Here is an 18297-nt window from a genome sequence, read left to right on the forward strand (position 1 = left end):
CAATGATCATCAATCCCTCGAGAAACTATCCAGTCAAACCCAGACTTTCTCAAGAACGAAGGACTTCGTCGCCAGCAGCGCCGCCGCCCTCGTCAGTGACACGGCTTATACAAACCACCCCACCAAGCGTCAACACCTCATTTTACAAATTCGTCGCAAAACTAACAACTCACTGAAATATAAACGTAATTTCCGTACAGCCACAATAACCCACCCAATTCAACAAAACCCAAGCCGCCAAAACAACCAGCAATCAGGCCAAAACAGCACCCTCCGCACCCGATGCGATCCCCTNACAGCCACAATAACCCACCCAATTCAACAAAACCCAAGCCGCCAAAACAACCAGCAATCAGGCCAAAACAGCACCCTCCGCACCCGATGCGATCCCCTCGCCCGCGAATCTTCACAATCTGTCTCTAGAGCACGCTTTCAATGTCTGTTCGTGGCTGGTTTTGACATGCCGCCTTGAATTTGGCACACCGTAGGGGAATGACCGCGATAGACGGTTGGAAACGGGGATGGCTTCACGACATGGTTCCGCCACGCAACATGGTCTCTTCGCTCGGCAACGAGGAACCGATACTGGCGGATGGCCGTCGTTCTCCTGATCGGCGCGAGATATCACTTCGGTGGCTCTCCGGTACGTTCCTCACCGGAATAACCTCTTCAGTACTCATGGGTGTTGCTCTGTTTGCAGCGCTGGATGGGCGTCAGCGCTTGGCAATCCCGGCGGAGGCTTTCGCATCCATTCCATCTCACCCCAATGATACGGTCTCGCGTGGCAAGCGCCTGTTCGCTGGCAATGTCATCGCCATGCCGACAGACCGCAAGGTTATGGAAGTCTCTACCATGGTGAAGGAGGGAAACCGTGAGGTGGTTCGCAGGCAACCCTTCTCGCATGTTCGGATGACGCTCGCTGCGAACCATGTCACCCAGGAAAATTACCCTAACTTTGACCCGCTGACGATCTTCTCCACAGGCGAATCCCAGCCGGATCCGGGCGGACCGTCCACGGGCGTCATCTATGGCGCGCAGGTCGAGTCTGAAATCAGTCTGCAAACGGTAGCCTTTCCGACAACAAAGGCACCTCTGGATTATGCTCCTGGAATGACCGTCGACGAGGTCGAGGAAAACGTTCGCTCCAACGGCTCCCTTCTGACGGATGGCAGCAGCCAGATCGCGGCGATGTATTATGTCGATCCGCAACGCTTTGACGGTGACGACGAAGACGATGTGCTCTCGCTCGGCTCACAAATTTCTGCGCGCATCCTCGAACAGAACATGACCGTGTCTGTGCCGGAACCTGTGACACCCAAAACACGTGATTATGCGGATGACGTAATACCGATCCGAAGAAATACCACGATTGCAGATGCGCTTGTGGCCGTGGGTTATCCCAAGGAGAAATCGATTGAGATCGGCCGGGAACTCTCCTCGCGGCTGGTCAGCCCCAATCTCGAACAGGGCGATGTCCTGCGCGTCGGTCTTATCCAGGAAGGGGAGATGGTGTCGGTCATTCGCGTCAGCGTCTACCGGCAGAACGGTCATCTCGCGACCATCGCACTTGATGACCGGGGTGCTTACAAGACCGGCCTTGAGCCAAGCCATCTGGATGCCGTGGACACGGCCTTCTCAAATGACAAGCCAGTCATTCTTGCCGGTCGCGACCTCCCGAGCGTCTATGATGGGATCTACAAGGCTGCACTTTCCTACGGGATGACGCAGGACATGACATCGCTGATGGTCAAGCTGCTTGCAAGCACCATAGATCTCCAGGCGCAGTTGAAGCCGAGCGACACGATCGAGGCGTTCTTCTCTGCCGCGAACGACAAGGGTGCGGCCGGCCCGAAGTCCGAACTTCTCTATGTCAATGCACGGTTCGGGGATACGACGACACGCTTCTACCGTTTCCAGAATCCTGATGACAATTCGGTGGATTATTTCGATCAGGATGGCAAGAGCATCCGGCAGTTCCTCCTTCGCAACCCCGTTCCAAACGGTCGTCTGACCTCCGGCTTTGGCATGCGGCGGCACCCTATTCTGGGCTATTCGCGCATGCATACGGGAACGGACTGGGCGGCCTCTCGTGGCACACCCATCATTGCAACGGGTAACGGTGTGGTTGAAAAGGCCGGATGGGCTTCCGGTTACGGTAACCAGACGATTATCCGTCACCCTAACGGCTATGAAACCTCCTACAACCACCAGAGCGCCATCGCCAAAGGTGTCCGCGAAGGGGCCAAAATCACGCAGGGCCAGGTCATAGGCTATGTGGGCTCGACTGGTTCCTCGACCGGCGCGCATCTGCATTACGAGCTCATCGTCAACGGAACAAAGGTAGATGCCATGAAAGTGCGCCTGCCCGGTGGCAAATCGCTCAGCGGCACAGCGCTTGCCAAGTTCGAGGACGAACGCAAACGCATCGATGCGCTTTTGGCATCCAATACGGGCGAAATGGTCGCAAGCCGTTAAACCACTTGGCGCGGCCAAAATGCGAAATGGCGGCCGGAGCCGCCATTTCAATCTTCCATCACGCTGCTTCGGCGACGTCTTTCCTGACATAGAAGAGCAATCGGTCAGACCCGGCAGAAACCTTCACCGTTGCGCCGTCCACGATCTGGCCGCCCAAGATCTGTTCCGCCAATGGATCCTGGAGATACTTCTGAATGACCCGCTTCAAGGGACGCGCACCGTAAACCGGGTCATAGCCCTTATCTGCAAGCCATTCACGGGCATCTTCGCCAAGCTCAATTGCGATCTTGCGATCTGCCAGAAGCGACAGCAGCCGCTTCATCTGGATATCCACAATCGTGCCCATTTCGTTTCGACGCAGGCGATGGAACAGAATGATCTCGTCCACGCGGTTCAGGAACTCAGGCCGGAAGGACGCCTTGACGACATCCATCACCTGCTCCCGAACGCTATCGACATCCTGATTTTCGCCAAGGCCCGTGAGATACTCGGCGCCAAGGTTCGACGTCATGATGATGATCGTGTTCTTGAAGTCGACCGTCCGACCCTGTCCATCCGTCAGGCGGCCATCATCCAGAACCTGAAGCAAGACGTTGAACACGTCAGGATGGGCTTTCTCGATCTCATCGAACAGGACCACCTGATAGGGCTTGCGACGAATCGCTTCCGTCAGTGCGCCGCCTTCATCATAGCCTACATAGCCGGGAGGAGCGCCAATCAACCGAGATACGGAGTGCTTCTCCATGTATTCCGACATGTCGAGGCGAACCATGGCGGTTTCGTCATCGAACAGAAAGCGCGCCAGCGACTTGGTCAGCTCCGTCTTGCCCACGCCTGTCGGGCCCAAGAAGATGAACGAACCGATTGGCCGGTTCGGATCCTGAAGCCCTGCACGGGAACGGCGAACGGCACGGGAAACAGCCTGTACGGCATCGCCCTGCCCGACGACCGATTTCGCCAGCTCGTCTTCCATCCGAAGAAGCTTGTCACGCTCTCCTTCCAGCATCTTGTCGACCGGAATACCCGTCCAGCGCGACACCACATGGGCAATCGCATCCGGGGTCACAACCTCCTGAACCATGGACGTACTAGCCGAATCGCGGTCCTCCGCCTCCTTCAAAGCCTTTTCCAGGTTCGGAATGACACCGTAAGTCAGCTCTCCAGCACGCTGATATTCGCCCTTGCGCTGGGCAATGGCGAGTTCATTGCGAACTTCATCCAACTGGCGCTTCAGATCGGCCGCCAGACCAAGCTTCTGCTTTTCAGACTGCCAACGGGCGGTCAGCGCATCGGCCTGCTCTTCCAGCGCGGTCAATTCCGTTTCAAGCCGCTTCAAACGGTCCGCAGACGACTGATCGGTTTCTTTCTTCAGCGCCTCACGCTCGATCTTGAGCTGGATGATACGACGATCGAGTTCATCGAGCTCCTCCGGCTTGGAATCGACCTGCATCCGCAGGCGTGATGCCGCCTCGTCCATCAGGTCGATGGCCTTGTCCGGCAGAAACCGGTCCGTAATGTAGCGGTTGGAAAGCGTTGCAGCAGACACCAGTGCCGAATCGGAGATCCGGACCTTGTGGTGCTGCTCGTACTTTTCCTTCAGACCGCGCAGAATCGAGATCGTATCCTCAACCGTCGGCTCATCGACCACGACGGGCTGGAAACGACGGGCAAGCGCCGGGTCCTTTTCCACGTGCTTGCGGTATTCTTCAAGCGTCGTGGCACCAACGCAATGCAACTCACCGCGGGCGAGCGCAGGCTTCAGCAGGTTCGAGGCGTCCATGGCGCCATCGGCCTTGCCAGCGCCGACAAGCGTGTGCATCTCGTCGATGAAGAGGATGATTTCACCATTTTCAGCCTGAACTTCGTTCAGAACGCTCTTCAGGCGCTCCTCGAATTCACCGCGATACTTGGCGCCCGCAATCAGGGCACCCATGTCGAGCGCCATCAGCCGCTTGTCTTTCAGGCTTTCGGGAACATCACCGTTGATGATGCGCAAGGCGAGGCCTTCGGCGATCGCCGTTTTACCGACGCCCGGTTCACCGATCAGAACGGGATTGTTTTTCGTGCGACGCGACAGAACCTGGATCGTGCGACGGATTTCATCGTCGCGACCGATCACGGGATCGAGCCTGCCATCGCGCGCCTCAGCGGTCAGATCACGAGCGAATTTCTTCAGAGCGTCGAACCCCTGCTCGGCATTGGCCGAGTCAGCAGTGCGCCCTTTTCGGATATCATTGATGACCTGATTGAGCGCCTGGGCAGAGACGCCTGCCTTCTTCAAGCTGGCGGAGGTCGACGCAGTGCCTTCGATGGCTAGCGCAAGCAGCAGGCGCTCGACGGTCACGAAGCTGTCGCCAGCCTTCTTGGCGGCATCTTCTGCTGTCGAGAAAACACGAGCAAGCGGCTGCGAGAGATAGACTTGCCCGTTACCGCCGGAAACCTTCGGCAGCTTGGCGAGCGCCGCATCATTGGCCAGCCGTGCTTCCTTCGCGTTTCCGCCAGCGCGCTCTATGAGAGAGGATGCCATGCCTTGGTCATCGTCGAGCAGCACCTTGAGCACATGCTCCGGGGTGAACTGCTGATGGCCTTCCGAAAGAGCATGCGTCTGGGCTGACTGCAGAAAACCGCGAACGCGCTCGGAATATTTTTCGATATTCATAGTGAACCTCCGTAGATCGCCCTGCCCTTATAAGGCACAGGCCGATGGTTGGGTTTGAGCTCCCTCAAAGGCGAGCCCTTCCTGTCCGGTCATTTCCAAACAGGACTTCGATGAAGATATGGGAGGATTTTTTTCGAGTTTAAAGACGTCTCAAATGAAAAACCCCGGCTTTCGCCAGGGTTGCTCAAAAATCAAATTCGGCACGCCAGTGTCGCTTGGACAGCGCACGCGTTTCCTTCCGTCACCTTATTCCGAGGCCACGTCTTCAAGCGCCGGTGCATCGGAAGCTGCAGCTTCGGCACCTTCCTCGCCTTCCGCCGTGCGGCGTGGACGACGTGGACGGGTGCCCGGGGTGCGACGACGGGTCTGGCGCTGCGGCTGAGCGGTGGCACCTTCTTCTTCCAGGGCGACCTCGGCCGGAACACCTTCGATGACTGGCTGCGGACCAGTGCCATCGACAACCGCGTTCTCATCGAGAATCGGCGCAGGAGCGGCCTGAACGGGAGCACGTCTTGGTTCACGCGGCTCTCTCTGCTCTCTAGGCTCTCTAGCCTCTCTCTGTTCACGAGGCTCGCGAGGCTCTCTACCCTCACGCGGTTCTCTGGCCTCACGAGGCTCTCTGCCTTCGCGCGGCTCTCTTTGCTCACGCGGCTGCTGGTCACGCTGTTCGCGCTGCTCGCGAGGTTGCGGCTGAGGAGCGCTGATCTGCGGCTGGCTGCCGCCGTTATCGTCAAGATCGCCGCCGTCCGTATCGTCCTGCTCACGCTCATTGTAGTCGTGGCGATCATCGCGCTGGTAGCGTTCCTGCATCTGGGCCTGAGCCGCAGCAATGATACGATTGTAGTGTTCGGCGTGCTGCAAATAGTTTTCAGCCATGACGCGGTCGCCAGCGCTTTGGGCATCGCGAGCCAATGTCGCGTATTTTTCGGCTACATGCTGAGCCGTACCACGAATTTTTATATCTGGGCCTGAACTGTCATAGGTCCGGGTCAGTGGATTGGAACCCTTGCGGTTGAAATTATTACCGCCGCCGCCGCCGCCACCGCCGCCATTCTGGTTGTTATTGTTACCACGCCCCCGACCACGCTTATTCTGCTGTCCTGGCCTCATCGATTTTTCACCTGAATTCTTTGTGCTTTGCTGATTAAGGGCCACGCGGCTGCCCGTTCTTTCGGTGCAGTCTTCACGTGCCGCAAGCAAGCGGATCAATCCGTCCTGCTGCTGGTGGAAGTCAGTTTATCTGATGCACGCACCAGGTCTTGTTCAACCTCGGAAGCTCTCCAAGGAGAGCAGTTTGCGGTTGAGCTTAAATTGAACGAATCTCCGTTCACTCCCAGCCGCCTAATGCGTGCGTGCAAACTAGCCCGCTTCTTGTCCAATTCCAAGCCTTTTCTTTCGCGACTGCAACAACCTGCTAAACCGTGGCAGAATCATCGCTTTTTCGCGCAAAAACAAGAACGCGGTCATTTTCGCCGTAGTCTCGTACGGCGCATTCCAAAGTATATCCACAGCTGATGAAGATGGCCGTCACCGTTTGCTTTTGATCATAGCCAATTTCGACCGCTATAATTCCACCATGTTCAAGGTGGTCTCCTGCAGCACTGGCAATGTTCCGATAGGCATCGAGCCCATCCTTGCCACCATCGAGTGCAAGGTGGGGATCGAACATCCGCACCTCAGGTTCCAGCTGTGGAATGACCCCTGTCTCGATATACGGCGGATTCGACACGATTATGTCGAACCGGCCAGTAACATGCTCGAACCACCAACTTTCGAGCGTCGTGAAGCGTTGGCCCATCCCATTCAGGTCGGCATTGACCTTGGCCGTTTCAAGGGCGTCCGTTGAAATATCGACACCCAGGCCCGTGAACTGCGGCAGTTCATGCAGCAATGCAAGCGCAATGGCGCCCGTTCCCGTACCGAGATCCAGAAGCCGGGGAGAAGATACTCGCTGTGCGATTTCCTGACCGAGGGGAAGAAGAGCCTCGACAAGAACCTCTGTATCAGGACGCGGCTCCAGTGTGCCCGGAGACAATTTCAGCCTGAGATCTCTAAACTCCCGCTCGCCCAGAATGCGGTGCACAGGCTCGCGCGCCAGGCGCCGCCGAATTGCGCCTTCAATACGCGCAACGTCTGCAGCCGCAATCTCCTGATCTCCCTTGATCAGCAGATCCTTTGTTTCCAGCCCCAGCAGACTGAGCACCAGCATGCGTGCATCGAAGGCAGCGTCAGCAATTCCGGCCTCCGCGAGGCGGGCCTTGCATTGCGCCACGAGCTGCGCGAGCCGCATCGTCAACCCTGCTCGCCCAATTGAGCCAGCTGACCTGCCTGATAATCGGAGATCAGGGCATCCACCATCTCGTCGATATCACCCGCGATCATCCGATCCAGCTTATAGAGCGTCAGATTGATGCGGTGATCGGTCACGCGGCCCTGCGGAAAATTATAGGTACGAATGCGCTCCGAACGGTCGCCTGAACCGACTTGGCTCTTGCGATCGGCGGAGCGTTCGCTGTCCGCCTTTTGTCTCTCGATATCATAGAGCCTGGACCGCAGCACCTGCATGGCCTTGGCCCGGTTCTGGTGCTGTGACTTTTCGGAACTGGTCACGATCAGGCCGGTCGGCAAATGGGTGATTCGCACCGCGGAGTCGGTCGTGTTGACATGCTGTCCGCCTGCGCCGGAGGAGCGCATCGTATCAATCCGGATGTCTTCCGGCCGGATTTCAATGTCGATGTCTTCCGCTTCAGGCAGAACGGCAACCGTTGCTGCGGAGGTGTGGATTCGGCCACTGGCCTCGGTTTCAGGAACGCGCTGAACCCGGTGCACACCCGATTCGAACTTCAGCTTTGCAAAGGCGCCGCGGCCGGACACCGTCGCGATGATTTCCTTGTAGCCACCGGCCTCACCCTCGCTTGCAGAGAGAACTTCGACTTTCCACCCCTTTGTGGAGGAAAAGCGCTCGTACATCCGGAAAAGATCGCCTGCAAAAAGTGCCGCTTCCGAGCCTCCCGTCCCTGCCCGGATTTCCAGGATGGCGCTTTTTTCATCCGCAGCATCCTTGGGCAGCAGCAGGATCTGCATCTGCTGCTCCAGCGCTTCCACTTTTTCCTGGGCTTCCGGCAGCTCCAGCTCGGCCAGTTCACGCATTTCGCGATCCGTCGCCTTGTCGGCCAGGAGAGCACGTAGATCTGCTTCCTCTGCAACGGCTTTCTGGTATTCGCGGATTTTCGTCACAACCGGCTGCAGCTCGGAATATTCCGAGGCCAGCTTGACATAGACATCAGCAGCAGGGCCTTCCGCCATGCGTGCCTCGATCTCACCAAAGCGGCGCTCCAGCTCGCGCATCTTGTCGACAGGAAGCTTCGCCACCCTACTCAACTCCAGTCATGTCTGTGATCACGACAACGGAATATTGTGGGAAGCCGCAAAGCTTACCAACAGTTCCCGTATCGACGTGTTGGAACGGTGATCGTCCAGCACTTGGTTCAATTGTTCTGCCAGGAGATCGACGTCAAGACCGAGCAGCATGGCCTTGACCGGTCCGATGGACGTCGGCGTCATGGAAACCGAGCGGAAGCCGATTGCCAGCAGCGCCATTGCAGAGAGAGGTTTGCCAGCCATTTCACCGCACAGCGTCAGTGGCGTCTTGTTGCGATCCGCCGCCCGCACGATGTCGCGCAGGATCCGCAGGAACGGCTTGCCCAAAATATCGAAGCGATCGGACACACGGGCATTGCCACGATCCGCTGCCATCGAGAACTGGAACAGATCGTTGGAACCGACCGAGACGAAATCCACCTCCGTCATCAATTCGTCCAGCTGCCACATCAGGGCCGGCACTTCGAGCATGGCTCCGAACTGCAACTTGCGGGGCAGGCTGTGGCCAAATTTCGAGAGATGCTGAACTTCCTTCTGCATCAGGTCGCGCACCGCCCGGATTTCGGAGACTTCCGTCACCATGGGCAGCATCATCTTGAGCTCTGCGCCGGCAGACGCCCGCAGCAGCGCGCGCAACTGGGTACGCAGAAGACCTGGACGATCGAGCGACAGGCGGATTGCGCGCCATCCCAGAGCCGGATTTTCCTCTTCCTGGGCACGGAAATAGGAAACGACCTTGTCTCCGCCAATGTCCAGCGTCCTGAACGTCACGGGATGACCCGCCGACTGACGCAACACATTGCGGTAGAAGGCTTCCTGCTCTTCCAGCTTCGGCATCTGCGAGGCGATCATGAACTGCAGTTCTGTCCGGAACAGACCGATACCATCGGCGCCCGATTCAGCCAGTTGCGGCAGGTCGACCAGCAGACCTGCATTCATCAGGAGGCTGATCCGCTTGCCGTCACGCGTGACGGGATCCACATCGCGCAGAGCCCTGAACTGCTCCTGGCGCCGCGCCCGCAGACGAACCTTTTCCTCATAGGCCTTCACGAGGTCCGTCACCGGACGCAGATGAACCTGACCCTCATCCCCATCAATGATGACCGAATCGCCGTTTTCCGCCAGCGCCACAACACCGGCGGCCTGACCGATGACCGGAATTCCCATCGCACGGGCAACAATCACCACATGGCTTGTGACGGCTCCATCTTCCAGCACGAGGCCACGCAGATTGGCGCGGGGATAATCCAGAAGCTCGGCGGCACCCATCGCGCGGGCAAAAACGATTGCATCGCTCGGGAAGCTCTGATCCATGGCCCGGCCGGAAAAGCCGGTGAGCTGCCGCAGCAGACGGTTCGCCAGATCATCGAAATCGTGCATCCGCTCTCGCAGATACGGGTCCGTCAGGCGCATCATCCGCGCCTTGGTGTCGCTCTGTACCTTTTCGACAGCTGCTTCCGCCGTCAAACCGTTGCGGATGGCTTCTTCCATCCGTCGCACCCAGCCCTGATCGTGCGCGAACATGCGATAGGTCTCAAGGACCTCGCGGTGCTCGCCCTCTTGCGCCACTTCGCGACGCGACAGCATGTCATCAATGGACAGCCGGAGCGAACCGATGGCTTCCGCCAGACGGCTGATTTCCTTGTCAGCGTCCTCGTTCAGGAGATTGGTAACGACGACGCGCGGCTCATGCAGAACAACATGGCCGAGACCGATACCTTCATTATAACCATCGGCGTCGATGGTGATGGCACGCGTGAGATCCAGCTCCAGACCCGGCTGGGTAATCTTCTTCAGTTCTCCGGTCGCAATCATCTCGGCGATCACCATTGCGGTGGTTTCCATCGCCTCTACCTCGTCTTCGCGGTAGTTGCGCTGCGCCTTGTTCTGAACGACGAGAACGCCCAAAGTGCGACCAGCTCTCAGGATCGGCACACCGAGGAACGAATGGTAGATTTCCTCTCCCGTCTCAGGGAGATAGCGGAATGCTGGATGCGCCTGCGCATCCGAAAGATTGAGTGGTTGGGCAGATGCGGCAATCGTGCCGACAAGACCCTGCCCCATTTTCAATTGGGCAAGGTGAACGGCATCCTTGTTGAGACCTTCGGTAGCATAAAGTTCGAGCACGCCATCCGAACGCAACACATAGACCGAACACACTTCGGCCACCATGTTGCTGGCAATCTGGCGAACGATCCGGTCAAGACGCTCCTGCGGCTCGAGCGGTTCAGCCATCAGTTCCCGCAATCTTTTAAGCAGGACGCGCGGGCCCGCCGACAGGTCTCTCATCGGCATCTGTACTCCCGAATCTCTCATTCACTCTATCCGGAAGATCATGCGCCGCCCATTCGGACGACGCAACCGCGCCGGTTCGATATCAACTCTTATCGAGACCGTAAGCAGAATGCAAAGTGCGAACCGCAAGTTCCGAGTAGGCGCCGTCGATCAGGATCGAGATCTTGATCTCGGATGTGGTGATCGCACGGATGTTGATGCTCTTCTCGGCCAGCGCCTTGAAGGCCGTTGCGGCAACACCAGCATGGCTGCGCATGCCGATACCGACAACGGAAACCTTGCACAGGCCGGTTTCGTTCTGCACGACGTCGAAGCCGATCTTGTCCTTGTTGGAATGCAGAACCTGCATTGCCTTTTCAACGTCACCAAACGGCACGGTGAACGTCATGTCGGTCTTCGAACCGTCTTCGGAAATGTTCTGGACGATCATGTCGACATTGATATGCGCTTCGGCCAGCGGACCAAAGATAGCGGCTGATACGCCGGGACGGTCTGCTACGCGGCGCAACGAAATCTGCGCTTCATCCTTGGCATAGGCGATGCCGGTGACGACTTCCTGTTCCACGATCTCTTCCTCGTCGCAAATCAAAGTGCCGGGCGGATTGATGAGGTCACCCATGCCCGGCGCATCGGGATCCTCGAAACTGGAGCGAACGAAGGTGCGAACCTTGTGCACCATGGCAAGCTCGACAGAGCGAACCTGCAAAACCTTCGCGCCGAGGGAGGCCATTTCCAGCATTTCCTCGAACGAAATCTTCTTCATGCGTCGCGCCTTGGGCACGATGCGCGGATCCGTAGTGTAGACGCCATCGACGTCTGTGTAGATGTCGCAACGGTCAGCCTTAACGGCTGCAGCGATGGCGACGGCCGACGTATCGGATCCACCACGGCCCAGCGTCGCGATCCGATTGTCCGGGCCGAGACCCTGGAAGCCGGCGACCACAGCCACCTGGCCCTCGCCCATGCGGCGGATGATATCGGAACCATCGATATCGAGAATGCGGGCGGCGCCATGCGCATTGTCGGTTCTGATCGGGATCTGCCAACCCTGCCAGGAACGGGCATTGATGCCCATGGATTGCAGCGCAATCGCCAGGAGACCGGACGTCACCTGCTCGCCAGATGCCACGACGGCGTCATATTCGCGCGCATCGTAGAACGGCGAAGAGGCACCGGCCACCTTCGGCGTATCCTGTACCCAGCCTACAAGTTCGTTTGTCTTGCCCGACATTGCGGAGACGACAACGGCCACTTCATGGCCTGCGTCGACTTCGCGTTTTACATGGCGCGCAACGTTGTGGATGCGCTCGAGATTGGCGACCGAGGTGCCGCCGAACTTCATGACAATGCGTGCCATCGCTGATCAAAACCACCTTTGCGCGCCGTTGGGAGCGGGCGCGACTTGAACCCCGTTGGCGCTGGCCTTGGCGGCCAGAGCTTGCGGCGTCGTCTTAGCGAAAAGGTTAGTTAGGCGCAACGGAAAAGCGATTCGTTGCGGAAGGTCGCTCGGATGCGAAAGAAATGGCAAAGCAGGGTTGCGTGGGCCGCCTCTGCGGCAGCCCACGCAGTCTACAATCAGTTGCCCGGAATTTCGCACGGATTGCCCGGCGTGCAACCCCGGAAGCCGCCGCGGAACTGACGACCGGGGTCAGCCTCCTCGACCTGCGGCTGCGGCATCGGACGGGGACGCTCGAACTCGCCCTGACGATTGTCCCAACGCGGATCCCGACGTTCTGGCTCTCGATTATCCCACCGCGGATCGCGACGGTCGCCATTGTCATAGCGGTTACGGTCTTCGTAGCGATACCGATCGCGGTCGCGGTTCCAGTCTGGTTCCGGCCTGCGATCGCTCCAGCCCGGAGGTGGAGGCGGCGGCAGATCACGACGGTAATCCCAGCTGCGCCAGCGATCCCGCTCGCGATAGAAGTCGCGATCGCGATAGTAGCGGCCCCAGTAGGTATCCACGTCAAACGTAATGGTTGGAATGCCGAGCGAGCGATAATAGTTCGGCGCAACATAGACGCGGTTCTGACGGAACGTTGCCTGGATATAGTTGCCGGAAACCCAGCCGCGGCCACGTGCAAACGTCACGTCGCACCAGTTGACGGCATTCAGGCAACCATTGATGACGATCGGCGCACCGACCGGGATGACCACCACAGCCGGATAACGCGTGCTGGGTCCGGACCGCATGTTGACATTGGCCGTGGCAAAACCATTGGTCGCGGCGGATGCGACAGCCGGAACCGCACATAGACCCGCGACTGCCAAAGCCTTCAAAATATGACGTCTCACAGGTTTCCTCCTCGGGAAATCTTGTTTTCGCTTGTTCAACGTCCCTTCTGCGCTCACAGAACCATGTTGAATTTGGTTTTTTTAAGTCGTTCGATAACAGAAGAGAATCGAAACGGGCCCACCCCATCGCCAAGAGATGTGCCCGATTAGCCTCTGCGACAAGACGGCAGGCTTGACAAGTGAGCCGCTCCAACCGACTTGACGTACAATCAAGGATCAAGGAGCCGAACAATGTCCGATACCGCGACCACAATTGATCAAGGTGAAGTGGATCGTTTCTCCGCCATGGCGGCAGAATGGTGGAATCCCACCGGCAAGTTCAAGCCGCTCCACAAGTTCAATCCGGTACGATTGAGCTATATTCGCGATCGGGTCTGCGAAAACTTTGGCCGCGATCCCAAAAGCAGCCGTCCCTTCGAAGGTCTCCGCTTTCTGGATATCGGTTGCGGCGGCGGTCTCCTGTCAGAGCCGATGGCCCGGATGGGCGCAACCGTCGTCGGAGCAGATCCTTCCGAGAAAAACGTCCGGATCGCCCAGACGCATGCAGCCGAAAGCGGGGTTTCCGTCGATTACCGTGCGGTAACCGCCGAGCAACTTGCCGAAGCGGGCGAAAGCTTCGATGTCGTGCTCAACATGGAAGTCGTCGAGCATGTTGCGGATGTGAACCTGTTCATCAGCACCTGCGCTTCCATGGTGCGTCCAGGCGGGCTGATGTTCATCGCCACCATCAACCGCACCTTCAAGGCCAATGCGCTGGCGATCTTCGCCGCGGAAAACATCCTCCGTTGGCTGCCCAAGGGTACACATTCCTACGACAAGCTGGTCAAGCCGGAAGAAATCGAACGTCCCCTCACCGCCAGCGGCATGGATGTCATTCATCGCACCGGCGTGTTCTACAATGTTCTTCAGGACCGTTGGAATCTGTCGAGGGACATGGATGTGAACTATATGCTGCTCACCAAGCGGCCGCCTTCTGCCTGAAGGATCAGTTGGCATCCTCCGGCAGCACCGGAAGCGGCGCGACCTCGATCCCCTCGTCAATGAGCTCGCGCACCTCGTTCAGGCTCGCCTGACCGATGATACCGCGCTGCTCCGTCTCGCCGTAATGGATTTTCCGCGCCTCTTCGGGGAACCGCTCGCCCACATCTTCAGCGGAGGAGCGAATGGTCTGAACCGCCTCGCGCAGCTTCGCAATCGCCTCCTGCCGCGCAATATCCATGGCAACCTGCTGCCGTTGTTCCTGTTTGCGGGCGGTGGAAACAGATGGAGCCATCAACGCCTTGTAGACGGACGCGGAATTGCAGACCGGGCACGTTAGAAAACCGCTTTCCACCTGCTGATCGAAATCGGAACTCGAAGAGAACCAACCCTCGAAGGAGTGGGCGTTGTCGCAGACAAGGGTGTAGCGGATCACACTGCGATCCTCTCCGCCGTGAGACCTACCTCCTCGAGCGAAAAGTCTCTTGCATTGCGTAGGTTGGGAATCTTGCGCCGTGCTGCAGCCACCTCGCCCACATCTACATCCGCAACCAGAACCGCTTCGCCTTCGCCGGGCGCTTCGGCCAGCACGCGCCCCCATGGATCGATGATCATCGAATGGCCATAGGTTTCGCGACCGTCTTCATGCTTGCCGCCCTGGGCAGCGGCCAGCAGGAAGGCGCCGTTTTCGATCGCGCGGGCACGCAGGAGAATTTCCCAATGCGCCTCACCCGTCTGGCGGGTGAAAGCGGCGGGAACAGTCAGAATTTCGGCACCGGCCAGGGCTTCGCTGCGGAACAATTGCGGAAAGCGCACGTCATAGCAGATTGCGAAACCGAGCTTCCCGAAGGGAAGTGATGCGACGCGCGCCGCCTCACCTGCTTCATAGGCAGAGCTTTCCCGCCAGCTTTCACCATTGTCCAGATCGACATCGAACATATGGATCTTGTCATAGGCACAGACTTTGGCACCATCCGGTGCTGCCAGAAAACCACGATTGGCGATCTTGCCGTCCGGGCGGCCGATGGCCGTCGAACCGACATGAACATGGACGCCCAGTTCCTTTGCCAGCGACCGCGCACGGGAGATGATAAGATCACTTTCCTCATCGCGAAGGCTGGCGCGCAAGGCAGCACGATCGCGTTGCAGCGCTCCTGTCATCTCCGGTGTCTGGATATAGACGGCACCCTGGTCAGCCGCATCTCGAACAAGTCGCTCCATGGCGTCGGCATTTCGACCGACATCAACGCCTGAGCACATCTGAACCACAGCAAGCTTTGCCATGTCATTCAACCTCACGCCGCCAGAAGCGGATCCAGCTTGCCATCGCGATCCAGCGCGTGGATATCGTCGCAACCGCCAACATGCTGACCATTGATGAAAATCTGCGGAAAGGTCGTCCGGCCATTGGCCTTGCCGATCATCTCCTGGCGCAATTCCTGGGAGAAGGTAGCGTCATGCTCGACGAAATCGACGCCCTTCGACTGGAGAAGCGACTTCGCCCGCGCGCAGTAGCCGCACATCTGGCGCGTATAGATGACAACTTCAGCCATATCCTCATTCCCCTTATCGAGCACGTCCATATTGACTGTCATATAGGCTCAGGAACAGCCATTGCAAAGCTCAAAACCGTGATATCGACTGCACCTGCGCGCCGCAAAACCCGCGATGCCGCCGAAATTGTCGCACCCGTTGTATAGACGTCATCCACCAGCACGACGCGCTTTCCAAAGACATCGTTTTCATGGCCCTTCGCCATCCTGAAAGCGGCGCGGAGATTTTCCTCGCGACCGGACGCTGTCAGGCCGACCTGGCGGCGGGTCCGCTTTCGCCGGATGAGGGATGCCGCCATCATGGGACGATCGGAAAGGCGCGCCAGATGACGACATAGCTCCTCCGCCTGGTTGAACCGGCGCGAGAAGAGCCGCGTCCAGTGCAAGGGAACCGGAATGATGATGTCGCAGGCCTGTAATTCGCTCTGGGCGGCGCGCATCATCCAGGCGGCCAGCATGGGAGCAAGCTCCGTCCTGTCCTTGTACTTGAGAGAATGGACGAGACGTCGCGCCGGGCCTTCATGCAAGGCCACGCTTCTGAGGCGATCAAAGGGAGGCGGGTCGGCAATGGCCTGCGCTGACACCATGCCCTCTCCGTGATCCCGTCGAAATGGAATGCCAAGCACTTCGCAATAGGGACGTTCGATGAAACGCATGTCGCGCCAGCAATTGGGGCACAGCGCATAATGTCGCCTGGTCCGGATACCGCAGGCAGCACAGGCTGGCGGATAGATCGCGTCGAGAACGGGGCGGACCAGAACCGTCGCCCATCGCTTTACAAAATTCCTGTCGTGTCCGGGCAAAACAAAGCCCATATGAACAGATCTCCAGAAATGCTCTATCGAATTGTTTTTATGCAGTCCGGACGTAAACCGCTGACTCACTTTGACTGGACGTGCTTTGGAGAGACACTCAAACGGCATTGATAGAAAAGACAAACGAATTCAAATGAAGACGCTATCTATCATGCTGAACCCCAACGCGATAGAAGACGCATGCCGCGCGGACCTTCGACATTATCGGGTAAGTATCATCATGGACATTCTCTTCGATCTGGATCTGATCACCGCGCGACGGGAGCGCGCCGCACGCATGTTACAGCCCGGCAGTGACTTCCTGCTGAACATCGTGGCGCAAGAACTGGCGGAAAGACTGTCCGTGGTGGAGCGACAGTTTGACGACGCCGTGGAATTGCATGGCGCCACAGGTCTTGCTGCAGCGCATGCCCTGGCGACTGGGCGCATCGGAAAGCTGACCAGGATAGAGACCGGCAGCGCGTTCGCAACACCTGAGAGCACAACCGAGCTCGCGGGTCTCGAAGAGGTGCCGCTTGAGGACCAATCGGTCAACCTCATTCTCTCTCCGCTCTCGCTTCATGTCACCAATGATACGCCCGGCATGCTCATCCGCATGCGCCGCGCCTTGAGGCCCGACGGCCTGCTGCTGGCAGCCATTCCCGGCGCGGGAACCCTGCAGGAACTGCGCGAGGTATTGCTGGCCGCGGAGGCCGAGATCTACGCAGGCGCCAGCCCACGCGTCATTCCGTTTGCGGATGTGCGCGATATTGGCGGACTGCTGCAGCGGGCGGGCTTTGCGCTTCCGGTGATCGACGCGGAAAACTACACTGTTCGTTACGACACGATCTTCGATCTCATGCGGGATCTGCGTGCCATGGGCATGACGAATCCGCTCAGTGGACGCAGCCGCAAACCTGTCTCACGTCAGTTCTTCATGCGAGCCGCGCAAATCTATGCGGAGCGGTTTTCCGATGCGGACGGCCGCATACGCGCAACGTTCTCCATCGTTTATGTGTCTGGATGGGCGCCGCATGAAAGCCAGCAGAAACCGCTGAAACCCGGCTCCGCCAAAATGCGCCTCGCCGACGCACTGAAACCAAAATAGGCTGGAAGATCTCGGTCGACGAACCGTCAAACTTTGATGAGATCATTGATGGTTGTAAACATTGCGCTGAGATTGTCTGAAAAGGCGCCGATCCCAAGAATGAGCGCTCCTCCGATGATACCGGCAATAAGCCCATATTCGACGGCTGTTGCGCCTTCTGTGTGACGGAGACATCTTAGAATCCAGTACAATCCACTCTCCGTCAACACCGCATTGATTGTCGGTCACAGCGCTGGGCTTACTCCATTTGCAACCGCTTGCGCCAGGATATTAGCCCTGGCCAGTTAACAGGGGGTGGACGCGCCGTAACCTTGAACGATGCAGACGGAGCCAGGTGTATCCTGCAGAACGCTCTTGCGGATGGTATAATGTTTGACGCCACGGTCTGCGGGTTTGTCCGCTGGCTTTACTGATCCGGTCGTAATCAGATCGAAATCCTGCTGAACGTTGGCCAATCGTTTGCTGTCCTGCCGATTGGCAAGCATGGGAGTCACGATGAGCGACAGGGCGATGGCAGCCGTACCAAATAGGAGTGCTATATTCAGAACGCCGGTTCTACCGGTTCTGCCCGATCTGATCGAAGCCCGTTGCTGAGCACGGACCGTCTTCCAGAATTCGTCATCCATCGGAGCCTCGTCAATTTAGTTCAATAGCGCCTTATCTTGTATCGATCCCTTAAAGGATCTGTTAACGCGCGACTGATCTTATGCGTGAGCGCACCGTGTCTGTGGATAACTGAATCCCTGTCATATTCTTTTT

At 58.1% G+C, this 18297-nt stretch carries 16 protein-coding genes; 3 read left to right on the forward strand and 13 right to left on the reverse strand.

Annotated elements, in window-relative coordinates; genetic code table 11:
• Window positions 1-534: 534 nt before the first annotated feature.
• The gene (locus ASD54_RS18260; RefSeq protein ID WP_062556000.1) at window positions 535-2475 is read left to right on the forward strand and encodes a M23 family metallopeptidase; all 1941 of its coding nucleotides are present in this window, start codon (window positions 535-537) and stop codon (window positions 2473-2475) included.
• A 58-nt stretch (window positions 2476-2533) separates the two neighbouring features.
• On the opposite strand, the gene clpB is transcribed toward ASD54_RS18260, so the two are convergent.
• The 7 genes from clpB to ASD54_RS18295 form a co-directional block, all read right to left on the reverse strand.
• Complete coding sequence (gene clpB, locus ASD54_RS18265) at window positions 2534-5134, reverse strand: ATP-dependent chaperone ClpB (RefSeq protein WP_062556001.1); 2601 nt, start codon at window positions 5132-5134, stop codon at window positions 2534-2536.
• 246 nt (window positions 5135-5380) lie between these two features.
• The gene (locus ASD54_RS18270) at window positions 5381-6244 is read right to left on the reverse strand and encodes a DUF4167 domain-containing protein (protein ID WP_062556273.1); all 864 of its coding nucleotides are present in this window, start codon (window positions 6242-6244) and stop codon (window positions 5381-5383) included.
• Window positions 6245-6548: 304 nt separating this feature from the next.
• Window positions 6549-7424, reverse strand: a complete 876-nt coding sequence (gene prmC, locus ASD54_RS18275; protein WP_062556002.1) for a peptide chain release factor N(5)-glutamine methyltransferase — start codon at window positions 7422-7424, stop codon at window positions 6549-6551.
• Window positions 7425-7426: 2 nt separating this feature from the next.
• Window positions 7427-8506, reverse strand: coding sequence for a peptide chain release factor 1 (gene prfA / locus ASD54_RS18280; protein WP_062556003.1), 1080 nt, complete (start codon window positions 8504-8506; stop codon window positions 7427-7429).
• Window positions 8507-8533: 27 nt separating this feature from the next.
• Entirely contained in the window at window positions 8534-10804 is a 2271-nt protein-coding gene (ptsP, locus tag ASD54_RS18285) for a phosphoenolpyruvate--protein phosphotransferase (protein ID WP_062556274.1), read from the reverse strand.
• A gap of 88 nt (window positions 10805-10892) precedes the next feature.
• Window positions 10893-12167 (reverse strand): aspartate kinase, encoded by a 1275-nt coding sequence (locus ASD54_RS18290; protein ID WP_062556004.1) that lies wholly within the window; start codon window positions 12165-12167, stop codon window positions 10893-10895.
• Between the two features lie 218 nt (window positions 12168-12385).
• On the reverse strand, window positions 12386-13105 hold the full coding sequence (locus tag ASD54_RS18295; protein WP_082547274.1) for an SH3 domain-containing protein: 720 nt from the start codon (window positions 13103-13105) through the stop codon (window positions 12386-12388).
• A gap of 231 nt (window positions 13106-13336) precedes the next feature.
• On the opposite strand from ASD54_RS18295, the gene ubiG reads away from it, so the two are divergent.
• On the forward strand, window positions 13337-14086 hold the full coding sequence (ubiG, locus tag ASD54_RS18300; RefSeq protein ID WP_062556005.1) for a bifunctional 2-polyprenyl-6-hydroxyphenol methylase/3-demethylubiquinol 3-O-methyltransferase UbiG: 750 nt from the start codon (window positions 13337-13339) through the stop codon (window positions 14084-14086).
• Between the two features lie 4 nt (window positions 14087-14090).
• Here ubiG and ASD54_RS18305 read toward each other — a convergent pair whose 3' ends face one another.
• Genes ASD54_RS18305 through ASD54_RS18320 form a run of 4 tightly spaced genes read right to left on the reverse strand, consistent with a single transcriptional unit; the run spans window position 14091 to window position 16451 of the window.
• Window positions 14091-14519: a DUF1178 family protein gene (locus ASD54_RS18305; RefSeq protein ID WP_062556006.1), complete on the reverse strand. Its 429-nt coding sequence runs from the start codon at window positions 14517-14519 to the stop codon at window positions 14091-14093.
• Window positions 14516-15367, reverse strand: a complete 852-nt coding sequence (locus ASD54_RS18310; RefSeq protein ID WP_062556007.1) for a carbon-nitrogen hydrolase family protein — start codon at window positions 15365-15367, stop codon at window positions 14516-14518. Before ASD54_RS18310 ends, ASD54_RS18305 begins: the two co-directional genes overlap by 4 nt.
• Before the next feature lie 11 nt (window positions 15368-15378).
• Complete coding sequence (grxC, locus tag ASD54_RS18315) at window positions 15379-15636, reverse strand: glutaredoxin 3 (RefSeq protein WP_062556275.1); 258 nt, start codon at window positions 15634-15636, stop codon at window positions 15379-15381.
• Window positions 15637-15674: 38 nt separating this feature from the next.
• Window positions 15675-16451, reverse strand: coding sequence for a ComF family protein (locus tag ASD54_RS18320; protein ID WP_062556008.1), 777 nt, complete (start codon window positions 16449-16451; stop codon window positions 15675-15677).
• A gap of 220 nt (window positions 16452-16671) precedes the next feature.
• Here ASD54_RS18320 and ASD54_RS18325 point away from each other — a divergent pair, with 220 nt between their 5' ends.
• Window positions 16672-17538: a methyltransferase domain-containing protein gene (locus tag ASD54_RS18325; protein ID WP_062556276.1), complete on the forward strand. Its 867-nt coding sequence runs from the start codon at window positions 16672-16674 to the stop codon at window positions 17536-17538.
• A gap of 26 nt (window positions 17539-17564) precedes the next feature.
• Here the strand turns inward: ASD54_RS18325 and ASD54_RS27465 are convergent, their stop codons facing one another.
• Together ASD54_RS27465 and ASD54_RS18330 are read right to left on the reverse strand one after the other, a co-directional pair.
• The gene (locus tag ASD54_RS27465; RefSeq protein ID WP_156379291.1) at window positions 17565-17747 is read right to left on the reverse strand and encodes a Flp family type IVb pilin; all 183 of its coding nucleotides are present in this window, start codon (window positions 17745-17747) and stop codon (window positions 17565-17567) included.
• A gap of 75 nt (window positions 17748-17822) precedes the next feature.
• Complete coding sequence (locus tag ASD54_RS18330; protein ID WP_062556009.1) at window positions 17823-18164, reverse strand: hypothetical protein; 342 nt, start codon at window positions 18162-18164, stop codon at window positions 17823-17825.
• Window positions 18165-18297: the final 133 nt, after the last annotated feature.

Source organism: Rhizobium sp. Root149, assembly GCF_001427345.1.
Taxonomy (GTDB): Bacteria; Pseudomonadota; Alphaproteobacteria; order Rhizobiales; family Rhizobiaceae; genus Neorhizobium; species Neorhizobium rhizoryzae.